This is a genomic window from Actinosynnema sp. NPDC053489 (genome assembly GCF_044544865.1).
GTDB lineage: Bacteria > Actinomycetota > Actinomycetes > Mycobacteriales > Pseudonocardiaceae > Actinosynnema.
In genome coordinates, this window is record NZ_JBITXT010000010.1 from 245,292 (window position 1) to 259,762 (window position 14,471).

The window sequence follows — 14,471 nt, forward strand, 5'->3', positions numbered from 1 at the left end:
GCAATTCGGGGTCCCCGAGCGTTCGACACACCGACCCCGAGCGTTCGACACACGCGTGTGTCGAACGTTGGGGGCCCGTGTGTCGAACGGTCAGGGCCCTTGAGCTCGACGTTCGGGAGCGGTCAGGTGACGGCCTGCGTCGCGCCCGGCCGCACGGGCAGCCCGGCGGCGGCGTAGGCGCGGAAGCCGCCCACCAGGTCCGTCGCCTTCGGCAGGCCCACGCGTTGCAGGTCGCGGGCCGCCAGGCTGGACGCGTACCCCTCGTTGCACAGCACGACCACGGTGGTGTCGGCGGTGAAGCCGGGGATGCGGTGCTCGCCCCCGGGGTCCAGCCGCCACTCCAGCACGATCCGCTCCACCGGGATCGAGCCGGGGATCTCGCCCTCCTCGGCGCGGTTGTGGTGCGGCCGGATGTCGACCACCAGCACGTCCGACAACCCGGCCAGCTCGTGCGGCTCGACCCGGGTCAACGACCGGCGTGCTTCGTCCAGCAACTCCTCGGCGCTCACGGGCCCTCCTGGTCGGCCAGAACGCGCAGCTGCTCCAACGGCAGCCGCAGGGCGGGCAACGGCGGGATCTCGTGCGGGATGTCGGCGAGGCTCGGGTACTCCCGGGTCGGCACCAGCGGCGGCGAGTAGGCGTGCACGCTCGCCGCGCCGACCGCGCCCCGGTTCACGACCTGGTGCGCCCGGCCCGCGCCGAAGCCCAGGGCGCTGCCCACGGGCCGGGCCGCGCTGCGGATCGGCCCGCCGGGGTACCGGTAGTCCTCCGCCAGCTCGCCGGTCAGCACGGTGAACGAGCCCGCCGCGCCGCCGTGGTCGTGCGGCTCGGTGCCCTGGCCGGGCAGCCAGCTCAGCAGCCACAGCTCGACGCCCTCGGTGAGCCCGAGCCGCGCCCACCAGCGCTGCTCCGGGTCGTACCGCAGGATGCCGAGCAGCGGGGTGGTCAGCTCGGAGGCGACGGTGGAGGTCAGCTCGCGCAGCTCGCGCGGCGTCCACAGCTCGCGTTCGGGGTGGATGATGTCGCGCAGGAAGGGCACGTCGAGCCCGGGGTGCAGGTCGGCGCGCGCGATCGTCGCGGTCACGGTGTGTCGCTCCTGATGGCTACGGGTCGGGCGGGGTAGCGATCAAGACGCGACGCGGTGTCAACCCGCGCAGCGGGAGGGGCCGCGTCGCGTCCCGCTACACCCGCACGACGCCACCAGGAGGAGGTCGATCGTGCGGTCGCACCAGGTCAGCAGCGGACGGCCCACCCCGGCATCGTGCCACGGACCGGCGGACCCGCGCCGAGCGCTCTCACCAGGCAGGATTGCCTCTGCCACCGAGCCAGGCGGCCACCGAGCCAGGCGGCCACCGAGGCAGTCGGGCGAACGGGCGCCCGGGCGGAGCGGACCCGGTCAGCGCGGCACCCGCAGCAGCAGCAGCGACCGGCCCTCCATCACGATCGGCGCGCCGGCGGGCAGGCTCGACGGGTGCGCGGGCGCGCCGTCGGTGGTCGTGGAGTCGATCGTCGGCGTGTACCGCCTGCCGTACTCCGGCCCCGGCAGCGTGACCTCCACCGGGTCCGCGCCCGCGTGCACGAGCAGCAGCCACGAGTCGTCCGACACCAGCTCGCCGTCCCGCGACCGCGACAGGCTGTTCGACCCGTCGATCCACATCCCCAGGAACCGGCGGCCGTCGTCGAACCAGTCCGTCTCGGCCATCTCCTCGCCGTCCGGCCGGAACCACACCAGGTCCGCCGCGCCCGACGCGGTGGTGCGGCCGTCGAAGAACTGCGGCTGCCGCAGCGCGGGCGACGCCGCCCGCACCGCGATCACCCGGCGCGCGAACGCCAGCATCGCCTCGCCCTCCTCGCCCGGCTCCCAGTCCACCCACGACGTCTCGTCGTCCAGGCAGTAGGCGTTGTTGTTGCCGCCCTGCGTGCGCCACTGCTCGTCACCCGCGGTGAGCATCGGCGTGCCGGTCGACAGCATCAGCGTGGCGAACAGGTTGCGCGCCTGCCTGGCCCGCAGCCCGAGCACCTCCGGGTCGTCCGTCCCGCCCTCGACACCGCAGTTCCACGACCGGTTGTCGTTGGTGCCGTCGCGGTTGTCCTCGCCGTTGGCCAGGTTGTGCTTCTCGTTGTACGACACCAGGTCCCGCAGCGTGAACCCGTCGTGCGCGGTGATGAAGTTGATCGACTGCCACGGCCGCCGCAGGTCGTCGGCGTACAGGTCCGACGACCCGGACAGCCGGTAGGCGAGGTCCCGCACGCTCGTCATGCCCCGCCAGTAGTCGCGCACGGTGTCGCGGTACCGGCCGTTCCACTCCGCCCACTGCACGCCGAAGTCGCCCACCCGGTAGCCGTCGCCGGTCGCGTCCCACGGCTCGGCGATCAGCTTGCACCGCGACAGCACCGGGTCCGACGTGATCGCGGTCAGCATCGCCGACGCCCGGTCGAAGCGGCCGCCGCCGGGCCTGCCCAGCGTGGAGGCCAGGTCGAACCGGAACCCGTCCACGCCCATCTCGGTGGCCCAGTACCGCAGCGAGTCCGTCACCAGCCGCACGAACTGCGGCGACCCGGCCTCGGTGGTGTTGCCGCAGCCGGTGATGTCGAACGTGCCGCCGCCGTCGATGTGCAGGTAGTAGCCGGGCGCGTCGAAGCCGCGGTAGCACAGCGTCGGGCCCTCCGGCCCTCCCTCGCACGTGTGGTTGTAGACCACGTCGAGGATCACCTCGATGTTCGCCGAGTGCAGCGCGGCCACCATCGTGCGGAACTCCTCGACCTCGCGGCCGGGCTCGCTGGCGTAGCCGGGGTGCGGCGCGAAGTAGCTCAGCGGGGAGTAGCCCCAGTAGTTGTGCCTGCCGCCGCGGATGAGGGACGGTTCGTCGACGAACGCGTGCACCGGCAGCAGCTCGACCGACGTCACCCCCAGGCGGGTGAGGTGCTCCAGCACGGCCGGGTGCGCCAGCCCCAGGTACGTGCCGCGCTGGTGCTCGGGCACGGCCGGGTGCCGCCGGGTGAACCCCCGCACGTGCAGCTCGTAGATCACCGCCTCCTCGAACGGCACCTCGGGCTTCACGCCGGTGTCCGGCCCGCCGGGCGAGGTCACCACGGACAGCGGCACGCTGCCCAGCGAGTCGACCGCGGACGGCCCGCCGAGCATCGGGTCACCCACATAGCCCAGCGCGGCATCCAGATCGGTGAACTCGCCGGTGATCCGCGTCGCATACGGGTCGACGAGCAGCTTCGCCGGGTTGCACCGCAGCCCGCGCGACGGGTCGTACGGGCCGTGGACGCGGTAGCCGTAGCGCTGGCCGGGCGTGACACCGGAGATCAGCCCGTGCCACACGCCGAACGTGCGCTCGGTCAGCTCCACCCGCTTCTCGGTGCCGTCTTCGCTGATCAGGCACACCTCGACCGCGTGCGCGGGTGGCGCCGAGACCGCGAAGCGCACACCTCCGGCCTCGGGGTGCGCCCCGAGGGGGAACGGTCGGCCCGCGAGCAGGATCGAGTCGGCAGCCATGCGTCCGATCTTTCCAGCAGACCACGCCCGGTGCGGGCGCGAGCGCGGTGAGCTTCACCGCCCCGCCGGTACCTCCCCCCACCGGACCGCGCGCGGGAGGGGGTGCAGAACAATGGCGGTGGCGGTGCATCGACGGGGCGAGGGCAGGCGTGGAAAACGAAGATCTGGTCATCCACATGCAGGGTGTTTCGGTTCGACGTGGCAAGACCACGCTGGTCGGGGACGTCGACTGGAGCGTGGAGCTGGACGAGCGCTGGGTCGTGCTCGGCCCGAACGGGGCGGGCAAGACCACGCTGCTGCGGCTGGCGAGCGCCGAGCTGCACCCGACCAAGGGCGAGGTGCACCTGCTCGGCGAGCGGATCGGCAGGACCGACGTGTTCGAGCTGCGGCCCCGCATCGGGCTGTGCTCGGCGGCGCTGAGCGGTCGCATCCCGCCGGACGAGAAGGTGGTCGACCTGGTGGTCAGCGCCGGGTACGCGGTGCTGGGCCGGTGGCGCGAGGAGTACGACAAGCTCGACACGGGTCGCGCGCGGGAGCTGCTGGCCTCGATGGGCATCGAGCACCTGGCCGACCGCGCCTACGGCACCCTGTCCGAGGGCGAGCGCAAGCGCACGCTGATCTCGCGCGCGCTGATGACCGACCCCGAGATGCTGCTGCTGGACGAGCCGGCGGCGGGCCTGGACCTGGGCGGCCGGGAGGACCTGGTGGCCCGGCTGTCGGAGCTGGCGCTCGACCCGGACGCGCCGGCGACGGTGCTGGTCACGCACCACGTGGAGGAGATCCCGCCCGGGTTCACGCACGCGTTGCTGCTGCGTGACGGCGGCGTCGTGGCGCAGGGCCTGCTGGACGACGTGCTGACCGAGGAGAACCTGTCGAAGACGTTCGACCAGCCGTTGGAGCTCCAGCGGGCGGGTGACCGGTACTTCGCCCGCCGCAAAACTACCGAGGGGTAACCTGCGAGGCGCACCGACCGAGGTCGAGGAGGACCGCGTGGCTGAGTTCGTGAGGCTCGAAGTCGAGGACGGCATCGGCACCATCCGGCTGGACCGCCCGCCGATGAACGCGCTCAACCGGCAGGTCCAGGAGGAGATCCGGTCCGCCGCGCTGGAGGCGGGCGAGCGGTCGGACGTGTACTCGGTGATCGTGTACGGCGGCCCGAAGGTGTTCGCGGCGGGCGCGGACATCAAGGAGATGGCCGAGCTGTCCTACGCCGACATGGCCGCCCGCGCGGGCGCGTTCACCTCGGCGCTGCGGGCGGTCGAGGAGATCCCGAAGCCGACCGCGGCCGCCATCACCGGCTACGCCCTGGGCGGCGGGTTCGAGCTGGCACTGTGCGCGGACCGGCGGATCGCCGGCGACAACGCCAAGGTGGGCCAGCCGGAGATCCTGCTCGGCGTCATCCCGGGCATGGGCGGCACCCAGCGCCTGCCGCGGCTGATCGGCCCGTCGCGCGCCAAGGACCTGATCTACACCGGTCGGTTCGTCGGCGCCGAGGAGGCGCTGCGCATCGGCATGGTGGACGAGGTCGTGGCGCCCGACGACGTGTACGGGGCGGCCAGGCGGTGGGCGGGGCAGTTCGTCAACGGCCCCGTGCGCGCCTACGCCGCCGCGAAGGCCGCGATCGACGGCGGCCTGGACACCGACCTGGGCAGCGGGCTGCGGCTGGAGAGCCAGCTGTTCGCCGCGATGTTCGCCACCGAGGACCAGAAGACCGGCATGGCGTCGTTCATCGAGAACGGCCCGGGGAAGGCGAAGTTCAGTGGCCGTTGATCCCAAGCCCAACCCGCACGCCACGGTCGAGGAAATCGAGGCGGCGTACCGCGACCCCAAGCTCGCCAACGTGCTCTACCACGACTGGGAAGCCGGCACGTACGACGAGAAGTGGTCGATCTCCTACGACGAGCGCTGCATCACCTACGCCACGGACCGCTTCCGCGCGGTCGCGGGCGACGCCGGGCCGTACGGGCACGCGCTGGAGCTGGGCTGCGGCACCGGGTTCTTCCTGCTGAACCTGATGCAGGGCGGTGTGGCCGAGCGCGGTTCGGTGACCGACCTCTCGCCGGGCATGGTCGAGGTGGCGCTGCGCAACGCGCAGGGGTTGGGGCTGCCGGTGGACGGCCGCGTGGCCGACGCCGAGCGCATCCCGTACGACGACGACACGTTCGACCTGGTGGTGGGGCACGCGGTGCTGCACCACATCCCGGACGTGCCCGCCGCGATGCGCGAGGTGCTGCGGGTGCTCAAGCCGGGCGGGAAGTTCGTGTTCGCGGGCGACCCGACCAACATCGGCAACTTCTACGCGCGCAAGCTCGGGCAGCTCACCTGGTGGCTGACCACGAACGTCACCAGGCTGGGCCCGCTCACCGGCTGGCGCAGGCCGCAGGAGGAGCTGGACGAGTCGTCCCGGGCCGCGGCGCTGGAAGCGGTGGTGGACCTGCACACGTTCGACCCGTCCGAGCTGGAGCGCACGGCCCGGTCGGCCGGCGCGGTCGGCGTGCGGGCGGTGACCGAGGAGCTGTCGGCGGCGCTGTTCGGCTGGCCGGTGCGCACGTTCGAGGCCGCCGTGCCGCGGGAGAAGCTGGGCTTCGGCTGGGCGATGTTCGCCTACCGCACCTGGCAGCGGCTGTCCTGGGTGGACGAGAACGTGCTGGCCAAGGTCCTGCCGCGCGAGGTGTTCTACAACGTCTCCGTGACGGGTCGCAAGCCGGTCTAGTGGCCTACGCGTTCAGCCTCGACGACGTGGCGTACCTGCGCTCGGGCGCCGGGCGCGCCGCGTTGTCGGCGCTGGCCGACCTGCCGCTGGTGGACGCGTCGCGGTTGTCGGACGTGCGGCGGGCCAGGGAGGTCGCGCCGGAGCACTTCGCGGCCGTGCTGGAGACCGTGCTGCTGCGGCGCAAGGCGGGCAAGCTCGCGTTCACCGACGGGCTGTTCACCGCGGACGCGCTCCAGCAGGCCACCGCGCACCCGGTCGCGGTTCACCGGGCCCGCCGGTTCACCGGGCCCGCGCACGACGTGACGTGCTCGATCGGGGCGGACCTGGCGGCGTTGCCGGAGGGCTCGGTCGGGTCCGACCTCGACCCGGTGCGGCTGGCCATGGCGCGGCACAACCTGGGCGACGCGGTGCCGCTGGTGCGGGCGGACGCGCTGCGGCCGGTGTCGCGCGGCACGGCCGTGCTGGCCGACCCGGCCCGGCGCGACGCGAGCGGGCGGCGCACGTGGCGGCCGTCGGACTTCGCGCCGCCGCTGGACGAGCTGGCGTCGGCCTACGCCGACCGCGACCTGGCCGTGAAGTGCGCGCCGGGCGTGGACTTCGCCGTCGCGCCCTGGGCCGACGAGGTCGAGCTGGTGTCGTTGGACGGGCAGGTGCGCGAGGCGTGCCTGTGGACGCGGGGCCTGGCCACACCGGGCGTGTCGCGGCGGGCGACCGTGCTGCGGTCGGGCGCTCCGGAGTGGACGGTCACCTCCGCCGACCCCGACGACTGCGAGGTGCGCGAGCCGCAGGAGTGGCTGGTCGACCCGGACGGCGCGGTCGTGCGGGCCGGGCTCGTGCGGCACTACGCGGCGCGGCACGGGTTGGCGCAGCTCGACGAGCGGATCGCCTACCTGACCGGGCCCGTGCCGCCGCCGGGCGTGCGCGCGTTCCGGGTGGTCGAGCACGGGCACTACAGCGAGAAGGCGCTGCGGTCCGTGCTGCGGGCGCACGACGTGGGCCGGCTGGAGATCCTGGTGCGCGGGCTGGACGTGGACCCGAACGCGCTGCGGCCGAGGCTGAAGCTGTCCGGGTCCGGCTCCGCGACCGTGGCGCTGACCAGGATCGGCCGCCGTCCCGTCTACCTACTGGCGCGCGCCGAGCGCACCTAGCCGGTCGAACAGGAACGCGCGCAGGCCGTCGAGGTCGGCGTCCAGGGCGATGTCGAGCTCCTTCGGCGCGTCCACCTCCAGCCGCCGGTCGACCACGAGCGCGCCCCGGTTCGGGCCGAACGAGCAGTCGACGTCCACCGGGAACGCGGTGGACGTGAGGATGCCGGGCCGCACCGCCTCCGCCACCGCCACCGCGTCGTGCACCGCCATGCCGTCCCAGCCGAGGAACCGGCGGTAGGTGGCGAGGTAGTCGGGCGTGAGGCCGACCAGCGCGGCGGCCACCTCGGAGGTCCCGGCCAGCTCGGCGAGCCACCCGCCGGCGACCGCGCACCGGCGGGTGAGGTCCATCGGCACCAGGGTCGTGGGCACGTCCTCCTCGACCAGCACCCGGCGCGCGGCCTCGGGGTCGCTCCACACGTTGAACTCGGCCGTGGCCGTGACGTTGCCGCCGGTCACCCCGCCGCCCATGACGACCAGCCGGCCGATCTTCGCCTTGACGTGCGGGTGGGCGGCCAGGAGCAGCGCGATGTTGGTGAGCGGGCCGATGGGCACGACGGTGACGGGCCGGTCGGCCGCGTCGAGCAGCTCGCGCAGGAGGGTGACGGCGTCGCGCGCGTCGGGGCCGCGGGTCGGCTCGGGCAGCGTGCCGGCGTAGCCGGAGAGCCCGTCGGAGCCGTGGGCGCTGGACAGGTGCGGCTGGGGGTGCACGAGCGGCCGGGACGCGCCGACGCCGACCGGCACGTCGTCGCGGCCGAGGAGGGCGAGCAGGCGCAGGGCGTTGCGCGTGGTGTTCTCCAGGGAGACGTTGCCGAAGACCGTCGTCACCCCGATCAACTCGACCTCGGGGCTGGCGGCGGCGAGGGCGAGGGCGAACGCGTCGTCCACGCCGGGGTCGGTGTCGATGATGAGGGGAATGGGCACGGGCACACTCTGGCACGGCGCGGGCGCGGTGACCGGGGGCGCCGGCTAGAGTGCCCGCGTGACCAGCATGTGGGGTGCGCCGGTGTGGACGAGGTGGCGCCGGACGCGCCGCGACCCGGCGCAGGCCCGGTTCCTCACCGCGGCGTCACTGCGCTGGGTCCTGCGGCACCGCGCGTACACGCCCTGGTACCTCGTGCGGTACTGGCGGCTGCTCAAGTTCCGCGTCGCCAACCCGCACGTGGTGCTGCGGGGCATGGTGTTCCTCGGCCGCAAGGTCGAGCTGCACTGCCGCCCCGGCTACGGCCGGCTGGAGATCGGGCGCTGGGTGCACATCGGCGACGGCAACGCCATCCGCTGCCACGAGGGGTCGCTGCGGATCGGCGACAAGGCCGTGTTCGGCAAGGACAACACCGTCAACTGCTACCTCGACGTGGAGATCGGCGCGGCCACCCTGATCGCCGACTGGGTCTACATCTGCGACTTCGACCACGTCACGGCCGACATCACGCTGCCGATCAAGGACCAGGGCATCGTGAAGTCGCCGGTGCGCATCGGGCCGGACTGCTGGCTCGGCACGAAGGTCACCGTGACGCGCGGCACGCGGATCGGGCGCGGGTGCGTGATCGGCGCGCACGCCGTGGTGCGCGGCGACGTGCCGGACTTCAAGATCGCCGTCGGCCTGCCGGCGCGGGTGGTCAAGGACCGGCGCGCGGACTACGAGGCCGACGCCGAGCGCCGTGCCGCCGTCGCCGACATGGCCCGCAAGGCGCGGGAAGCCCTGGAGCGGTCCCGCGACGGCTCCTAGACCGGCTGCAACTCCTCGCCCGCCTTGCGGTCGTACTCCTCCTGCGCGGCGCGGATGTCCTCGATGTGGTTCTCCGACCACGCCCTGATCGCGTCCATCAGGCCGGCCACGTCCTCGCCCAGCGGCGTGAGGCGGTACTCGACGCGCGGCGGCACGCTCGGGTAGACGGCGCGGTGCACGAGACCGGCCCGCTCCAGGTCGCGCAGCGTCTGCGTGAGCATCTTCTGGGTGATGCCGTCGAGGCGGCGGCGCAGCTCGCCGAAGCGCATGGTGCCCGGCCGCAACGCGCCGATGACCAGGCACACCCACTTGTTGGCGAGCAGGTCGAGCACCGCCCGTGAGGCGCAGCTGCGGAGGTAGGCGTCCGCACCGCCGTGGGCGCGCAGGTCGGTGACGGTATACATGAGGTACCTAGATACCATCTGGGTGCCTTCTTCACAACGGGTACCACTGTGGACGATCGTTTCGACCATGACGAGCAACGAGATGCGGGCAGTGGTGGTCGAGGACTTCGGCGAGCCCGAGGTGCTGCGGGTGCGGTCGGTCGAGCGGCCCGAGCCCGCGAGGGGCGAGGTCCTGGTCGAGGTGCGCGCGGCGGGCGTGAACGCGTTCGACTGGCTGGTGCGGCGGCACGGCTTCTGGTTCACCACCCCGTGGGTGCCCGGCTGGGACGTGTCCGGTGTCGTGGTGTCCGTGCCGCCCGGGGAGAACCGGTTCGAGGTCGGCGACGAGGTGTTCGGGATGCCCCACCTGCCGCGCCCGGCCGGCGCGTACGCCGAGTACGTCGCCGCTCCCGCGCGCCACTTCGCCCGCAAGCCGGCCAACGTCGACCACGTGCACGCCGCCGCGCTGCCGCTGGCCGGGCTCACCGCGTGGCAGGTCCTCACCGAGGCCGCCGGCGTCACGCCGGGCGACCGGGTGCTGGTCCACGCCGCCGCGGGCGGTGTCGGGCACCTCGCGGTGCAGGTGGCGAAGTCGCTCGGCGCGTGGGTGATCGGCACCGCGAGCGCGGGCAAGCACGACCTGCTGCGCGAGCTGGGCGCCGACGAGGTGGTCGACTACCGGGCGCGGGACTTCGGCGAGCCGGCCGCCGTCGACGTGGTGGTCGACCCGGTCGGCGGCGACTACGAGGAGCGGTCGATGCGGGTGCTCCGGCCGGGCGGGGTGTACGTGGGCCTGACCGACCCGAGCCGGCTGCCGGAGCTCCTCGCCGCGGCCGAACCGCTGGGTGTGCGCGCCACCACCGTGTCCGTGGCCCCGGACCACGCCGCGCTGGAGCACCTGGCCGGGCTGGTGGAGCGCGGTGAGCTCCGAGCGGTCGTGGCCGAGGTGTTCCCGTTGGAGGAGGTCGTCAAGGCGCACGAGGTCGGTGAGACCAACCGGACCGCAGGCAAGCTGGTGCTCACCCTCTGAGGCGCGGCCCGGCCTAGAGGAACGCGTTGCCGGTCGGGATCTTCGGCCGGCCGAGCGGCGGGTGGGCGCGGGCGGTGGCCGAGGCGTAGACGGCGGCGGTGTCGGCGGCGATCTCCGCCCAGTCGAAGTCGGTGGCCAGGCGCGCCTTCGCGGCACGGGCGCGGCGCCGGGCGGCGGGGCGGTCGTCCAGCACGGAGCGCACGGCCGCGGTCAGGCCGTCGACGTCGCCGGGCGCGAAGGACAGGCCCGTCACGCCGTCCAGGACCACCTCGCCCAGCCCGCCGGCGGTGGACGCGACCAGCGGGGTGCCGGCGGCCGCCGCTTCCAGCGCCACGATGCCGAACGGCTCGTACCTGCTCGGCAGCACGACCGCGTCCGCCGCCGCCAGGGTCGCCGCCAGCGCCCGGTCCGACAGGTGGCCCACGAAGTCCACCGCCCGCCGCACCTTGTGCTTGCGCGCCTGCTCCACGAGCCAGTCCCGGTGGGTGCCGGTGCCCGCGACGACCAGCCTCGTCCCGGGGTGGGCGCGGCGGACCCGGGGCAGGGCGGCGATCAGGTCCTGCACGCCCTTCTCCCACTCCAACCGGCCGAAGAACAGCAGCAGCGGCCCGCCCGACGGGTTGTGCGCGGCGCGCGCGGCGGCGACGTCCGCCGGGCGCACGCGCCACCGCCTCGGCTCGATGCCGTTGTGCAGCACCGTGACCGACGACCGCTCCACGTCGAACAGGTGCGCCACCTCGGCCCGCATCGCCGACGAGCACGTGATCAGCGCGTCCGCGCGGTTCGCCAGCCACCACTCCACCGAGTGCACCTGCTGGTTCAACGTCTGCGACAGCCACCCGCTGTGCCGCCCGGCCTCGGTCGCGTGCACCGTCGCCACCAGCGGCGCGCCGCACTGCTCGGCGAGCGCGACCGCGGGGTGCGTGACCAGCCAGTCGTGCGCGTGCACGACGTCCGGCCGCCAGTCCCGCAGCAGCGCCAGCCCGGCCCGGGTCATCGCGTGGCCCATCGCCAGCGTCCACGCGACGAGGTCGCGCTCGAACACCAGGTGGGGCGGGTCCTCGGCCACCCGGATCAGCCGCACGCCGCCGACCACCTCGTCCGACGTGGGATCGGTGACGGCGTCCGTGCCCGCCGGCTGCCGGCACAGCACCACCACGTCGTGCCCCCGCGCCGCCAGGTGGCCGGCCAGGGCGTGCACGTGCCTGCCCAACCCGCCCACGACGACCGGCGGGTACTCCCACGACAACATCAGCACGCGCATGGGCCATCCTCGCATCCTCGAGCCGGTACGCTGCGGAAGACCAGACGAGGGGGGACGGTCGTGCAGCCTTGGCTTTGGGGTGTCCTGTTCTGCGCCGCGGCGCTGGTGATCGGGTTCCTGGTCGACCGGAGGGCCCGCGCCAAGCGCGCCGGCCTCGAACGACCGGCCGACACCAGGGGCCGTTCGAAGGCGGACCCGGTCGTCCAGGCCCGGATCGACAACCCCGGCGCCGCGGGCATCGCGCGCCGCGACCACGGGAGCTCGGCGGGCGGCGGCGTCAACTAGCCAGCTCCCGCGCGTCGAGCCGGCCGAACGGCCCGTCGACCAGGCGCAGCTCGGCCGCCCGGTCGTGCCCGCGCCCGGCCCGGCGCAGCGCCACCAGCTCGCCGAACCGGTCCGCGTGCACCTTGGCGCGGTAGCGGGCGTAGTCGGCGGCCGAGTCCTTGGTGACCATGAACGCCCAGTCGCTGGACAGCGCCAGCAGCGCCTCGCGCACGGCCTGGTCGGCGACCGGGTCGCGCACGCCGACCGGCACGTCCAGCGCCAGCAGTCCCCGCTGCACCTCCGCGTTGCCGTGCACGATGTCGGCGACCTGCGGCCCGTTCCACACGTGCCAGTCCTTGCCCGAGCCCCACGACGACGCCGGCACCTCCACCGGCGCGCCGACGTGCCCGGCCTCGACCGCGCCGCGCAGCGTCGTCACCCGCACGCCCGCCTCGGGCAGCCGCCGCAGCACGGCCTCCAGCCACGCCGGGCCCTCGTGCCACCAGTGCCCGTACAGCTCGGTGTCGTACGCGGCGACGACCAGGGACGGCCTGCCGTGCCGCTCCTTCAACGACCGCAGCCGCCGCACCACCGTCTCCACGAAGTCCGCCGCGTGCCGCCGCACGGCCTCCGCCGCCAGGTCCGGGTCGTAGGGCCGCTTGTCGGACGGTTCGACGTGCTTGCCGGTCACGCGTGACGGCTTGAGCCCGCTGGGGTGGTCGTAGGTGTGGAAGTCCCGGTACGCCGGGTCGCCCGGGTAGCCGACCTTGGGCGACCACACCCGGTAGGACACCTCCAGGTCGCGCCCGAACGCCACCACGTCCGACGTGCCGACCGGCCTGGCCGCCGCGGTGTCGCCGCGCAGCGACGGCCCGTCGACCAGGAACCGCCGCACGCCCGCCCGCGCGTAGTCGTGCTCCAGGCCGGGCGCGTAGGCGCACTCCGGGGCCCAGATGCCCTCCGGCGCGGACCCGGTGCGCAACGCCGTGTCGGCCAGCCCGGCGCGCAGCGAGAACGCCCGCAGCCGCGGGTCGAGCAGCGGTTGGAACGGGTGCGCGGCCGGGCCGCCGAGCAGCTCGACCACCCGTGAGTCCACAAGGGACCGCAGTACCGGCGAGAAGCCGTGCCGCCAGCGGTTCTCGAAGCGGCCCAGGGCCCACTCCGACGCCCGGTGCTCGCGCGCGGCCAGGTCGGGCAGCCGGAACGACGCGCCGTGCGCCCGCAACTGCCAGTCGCCCAGCCAGTCGTGCAGCCCGCGCAGGCAGTACGGGTCGTCCAGCTGCGCGGCCAGGACCGGCGTGACGCCCAGCGTGAGCACGTCCTCGCGGCCCTCGGCGGCGAACCGCTCCAGCAGGTCCACGACGGGCAGGTACGAGTGCGCCCACGCCTGGTACAGCCACTCCTCGCCGACCGGCCACGCGCCGTGGTGGGCCAGCCAGGGCAGGTGGCTGTGCAGGACCAGGCAGAACGTCCCCTCGGTCGTCACGGGCGCACCGCCACGGCGACGAGGTCGAGGCTCGTGGCGAGGTCGTCGGCGGTGATCTCGAAGTCCCCGGCGCGCACCGACGCCACGGCGGCCAGCAGGTCGGCGGGCCACCGGCCGCCCTCCACCACCACGGCCACCTGCGCGTCGATGACGGAGCCGCCGAAGCGCCCGTCGAGCGCGCGCAACGCCGGGCCGTGCCGCAGACCGGTCAGCGACTCCACCCTCAGGCCCGCGCCGACCAGCAGGTCGCGCAGCTCGTCGGGGGCCAGCTCGCGGGTGTGGAAGGGGTTGAGCGGCGTGTCGCGGCCGGGGGAGAAGGTGAGCCGGTTCGGCGTGGTGACCAGCAGCCGACCGCCGGGGCGCAGCACCCGGGCGCACTCGGCCAGGAAGCCCTCCTGGTCCCACAGGTGCTCGATGACCTGGAGGTTCGCCACCACGTCCACGCTGCCGTCGCGCAGCGGCAGCGACGCCAGGTTGCCCCGGAGCACCGCCAGCCGCGGGTACGCCCGGCTCGCGTGGATCGCGGTCGGCCCGTCGTAGTCGAGCGCGACGACCCGCGCGGCGCGTTCGGCGATCAGCGCCGCGCCGTAGCCCTCGCCGCAGCCGGCCTCCAGGACGACCGCGCCGCCGCAGTGCCGGACCAGGTCCAGGTACGCCGCCTCGTGGCGGCGGAACCAGTAGTTCTCCTCGGCGATCCCGGGCACGGTGCGCTCACCGGTGAGGGGCAGCGGCTCGACGGTCACCCGGCCAGCCTAGTTGCCCGTTACTCGCGGGTAGCGATCGCCCGGTAGGTGAGTTATCACTTTTTCGTGTGAACTTGTCGCCACTCGACTGTGGGAATCTGTGCGCGCTTGCGCGAACAATAACTGCCATAAATAGAAAAGAATGACACCATCGGGTGACTCACGCCCATCTTGCGTGGATCATGCCTGATGGTGTTTCCGCTGCCAGT

15 protein-coding genes are annotated in these 14,471 nt (G+C 73.8%); 7 read left to right on the forward strand and 8 right to left on the reverse strand.

Annotation, left to right across the window (positions count from 1 at the left end; translation table 11 throughout):
- Positions 1-122: 122 nt before the first annotated feature.
- From ACIGNX_RS23760 to glgX, 3 genes are all read right to left on the reverse strand, one after another.
- Complete coding sequence (locus ACIGNX_RS23760) at positions 123-509, reverse strand: rhodanese-like domain-containing protein (protein WP_396542878.1); 387 nt, start codon at positions 507-509, stop codon at positions 123-125.
- The gene (locus ACIGNX_RS23765; protein WP_396542879.1) at positions 506-1,084 is read right to left on the reverse strand and encodes a cysteine dioxygenase; all 579 of its coding nucleotides are present in this window, start codon (positions 1,082-1,084) and stop codon (positions 506-508) included. Before ACIGNX_RS23765 ends, ACIGNX_RS23760 begins: the two co-directional genes overlap by 4 nt.
- A gap of 312 nt (positions 1,085-1,396) precedes the next feature.
- The gene (gene glgX / locus ACIGNX_RS23770; RefSeq protein WP_396542880.1) at positions 1,397-3,505 is read right to left on the reverse strand and encodes a glycogen debranching protein GlgX; all 2,109 of its coding nucleotides are present in this window, start codon (positions 3,503-3,505) and stop codon (positions 1,397-1,399) included.
- 176 nt (positions 3,506-3,681) lie between these two features.
- Between glgX and ACIGNX_RS23775 the strand changes: the two genes are divergently transcribed.
- Genes ACIGNX_RS23775 through ACIGNX_RS23790 form a run of 4 tightly spaced genes read left to right on the forward strand, consistent with a single transcriptional unit; the run spans position 3,682 to position 7,366 of the window.
- Positions 3,682-4,458 carry an ABC transporter ATP-binding protein gene (locus ACIGNX_RS23775; RefSeq protein WP_396542938.1) on the forward strand — a complete coding sequence of 259 codons (777 nt, stop codon included), beginning with the start codon at positions 3,682-3,684 and terminating at the stop codon, positions 4,456-4,458.
- A 37-nt stretch (positions 4,459-4,495) separates the two neighbouring features.
- Positions 4,496-5,275, forward strand: coding sequence for an enoyl-CoA hydratase/isomerase family protein (locus ACIGNX_RS23780; protein ID WP_396542881.1), 780 nt, complete (start codon positions 4,496-4,498; stop codon positions 5,273-5,275).
- Entirely contained in the window at positions 5,265-6,218 is a 954-nt protein-coding gene (locus ACIGNX_RS23785; RefSeq protein ID WP_396542882.1) for a class I SAM-dependent methyltransferase, read from the forward strand. Before ACIGNX_RS23780 ends, ACIGNX_RS23785 begins: the two co-directional genes overlap by 11 nt.
- The gene (locus ACIGNX_RS23790) at positions 6,218-7,366 is read left to right on the forward strand and encodes a class I SAM-dependent methyltransferase (RefSeq protein WP_396542883.1); all 1,149 of its coding nucleotides are present in this window, start codon (positions 6,218-6,220) and stop codon (positions 7,364-7,366) included. Before ACIGNX_RS23785 ends, ACIGNX_RS23790 begins: the two co-directional genes overlap by 1 nt.
- On the opposite strand, the gene ACIGNX_RS23795 is transcribed toward ACIGNX_RS23790, so the two are convergent.
- Positions 7,340-8,287 (reverse strand): nucleoside hydrolase, encoded by a 948-nt coding sequence (locus tag ACIGNX_RS23795; RefSeq protein ID WP_396542884.1) that lies wholly within the window; start codon positions 8,285-8,287, stop codon positions 7,340-7,342. The genes ACIGNX_RS23790 and ACIGNX_RS23795 overlap by 27 nt on opposite strands.
- Positions 8,288-8,345: 58 nt before the next feature.
- Between ACIGNX_RS23795 and ACIGNX_RS23800 the strand changes: the two genes are divergently transcribed.
- A complete protein-coding gene (locus tag ACIGNX_RS23800; protein WP_396542885.1) occupies positions 8,346-9,092 on the forward strand; it encodes an acyltransferase in 747 nt (248 codons plus the stop codon).
- On the opposite strand, the gene ACIGNX_RS23805 is transcribed toward ACIGNX_RS23800, so the two are convergent.
- Positions 9,089-9,496 carry a winged helix-turn-helix transcriptional regulator gene (locus ACIGNX_RS23805; protein WP_396542886.1) on the reverse strand — a complete coding sequence of 136 codons (408 nt, stop codon included), beginning with the start codon at positions 9,494-9,496 and terminating at the stop codon, positions 9,089-9,091. The genes ACIGNX_RS23800 and ACIGNX_RS23805 overlap by 4 nt on opposite strands.
- Positions 9,497-9,578: 82 nt before the next feature.
- On the opposite strand from ACIGNX_RS23805, the gene ACIGNX_RS23810 reads away from it, so the two are divergent.
- The gene (locus ACIGNX_RS23810) at positions 9,579-10,505 is read left to right on the forward strand and encodes an NADP-dependent oxidoreductase (protein WP_396542939.1); all 927 of its coding nucleotides are present in this window, start codon (positions 9,579-9,581) and stop codon (positions 10,503-10,505) included.
- 13 nt (positions 10,506-10,518) lie between these two features.
- On the opposite strand, the gene ACIGNX_RS23815 is transcribed toward ACIGNX_RS23810, so the two are convergent.
- Positions 10,519-11,769 (reverse strand): glycosyltransferase family 4 protein, encoded by a 1,251-nt coding sequence (locus tag ACIGNX_RS23815; RefSeq protein WP_396542887.1) that lies wholly within the window; start codon positions 11,767-11,769, stop codon positions 10,519-10,521.
- Positions 11,770-11,829: 60 nt separating this feature from the next.
- Between ACIGNX_RS23815 and ACIGNX_RS23820 the strand changes: the two genes are divergently transcribed.
- Positions 11,830-12,054, forward strand: coding sequence for a hypothetical protein (locus ACIGNX_RS23820; RefSeq protein WP_396542888.1), 225 nt, complete (start codon positions 11,830-11,832; stop codon positions 12,052-12,054).
- Here the strand turns inward: ACIGNX_RS23820 and ACIGNX_RS23825 are convergent.
- Together ACIGNX_RS23825 and ACIGNX_RS23830 are read right to left on the reverse strand one after the other, a co-directional pair.
- Positions 12,047-13,519 carry a 1,4-alpha-glucan branching protein domain-containing protein gene (locus ACIGNX_RS23825; protein WP_396542889.1) on the reverse strand — a complete coding sequence of 491 codons (1,473 nt, stop codon included), beginning with the start codon at positions 13,517-13,519 and terminating at the stop codon, positions 12,047-12,049. The two genes, ACIGNX_RS23820 and ACIGNX_RS23825, sit on opposite strands and share 8 nt — an antisense overlap.
- Positions 13,516-14,262 carry a class I SAM-dependent methyltransferase gene (locus ACIGNX_RS23830; protein WP_396542890.1) on the reverse strand — a complete coding sequence of 249 codons (747 nt, stop codon included), beginning with the start codon at positions 14,260-14,262 and terminating at the stop codon, positions 13,516-13,518. The genes ACIGNX_RS23825 and ACIGNX_RS23830 overlap by 4 nt, the downstream gene beginning before the upstream one ends.
- Positions 14,263-14,471: the final 209 nt, after the last annotated feature.

Coding starts and splice junctions, on each gene's coding strand:
- glgX (WP_396542880.1), bottom strand. CDS start 3,505: ATGGCTGCCGACTCGATCCTGCTCGCGGGCCGACCGTTCCCCCTCGGG.
- ACIGNX_RS23775 (WP_396542938.1), top strand. CDS start 3,682: ATGCAGGGTGTTTCGGTTCGACGTGGCAAGACCACGCTGGTCGGGGAC.
- ACIGNX_RS23805 (WP_396542886.1), bottom strand. CDS start 9,496: ATGTATACCGTCACCGACCTGCGCGCCCACGGCGGTGCGGACGCCTAC.
- ACIGNX_RS23810 (WP_396542939.1), top strand. CDS start 9,579: ATGCGGGCAGTGGTGGTCGAGGACTTCGGCGAGCCCGAGGTGCTGCGG.
- ACIGNX_RS23815 (WP_396542887.1), bottom strand. CDS start 11,769: ATGCGCGTGCTGATGTTGTCGTGGGAGTACCCGCCGGTCGTCGTGGGC.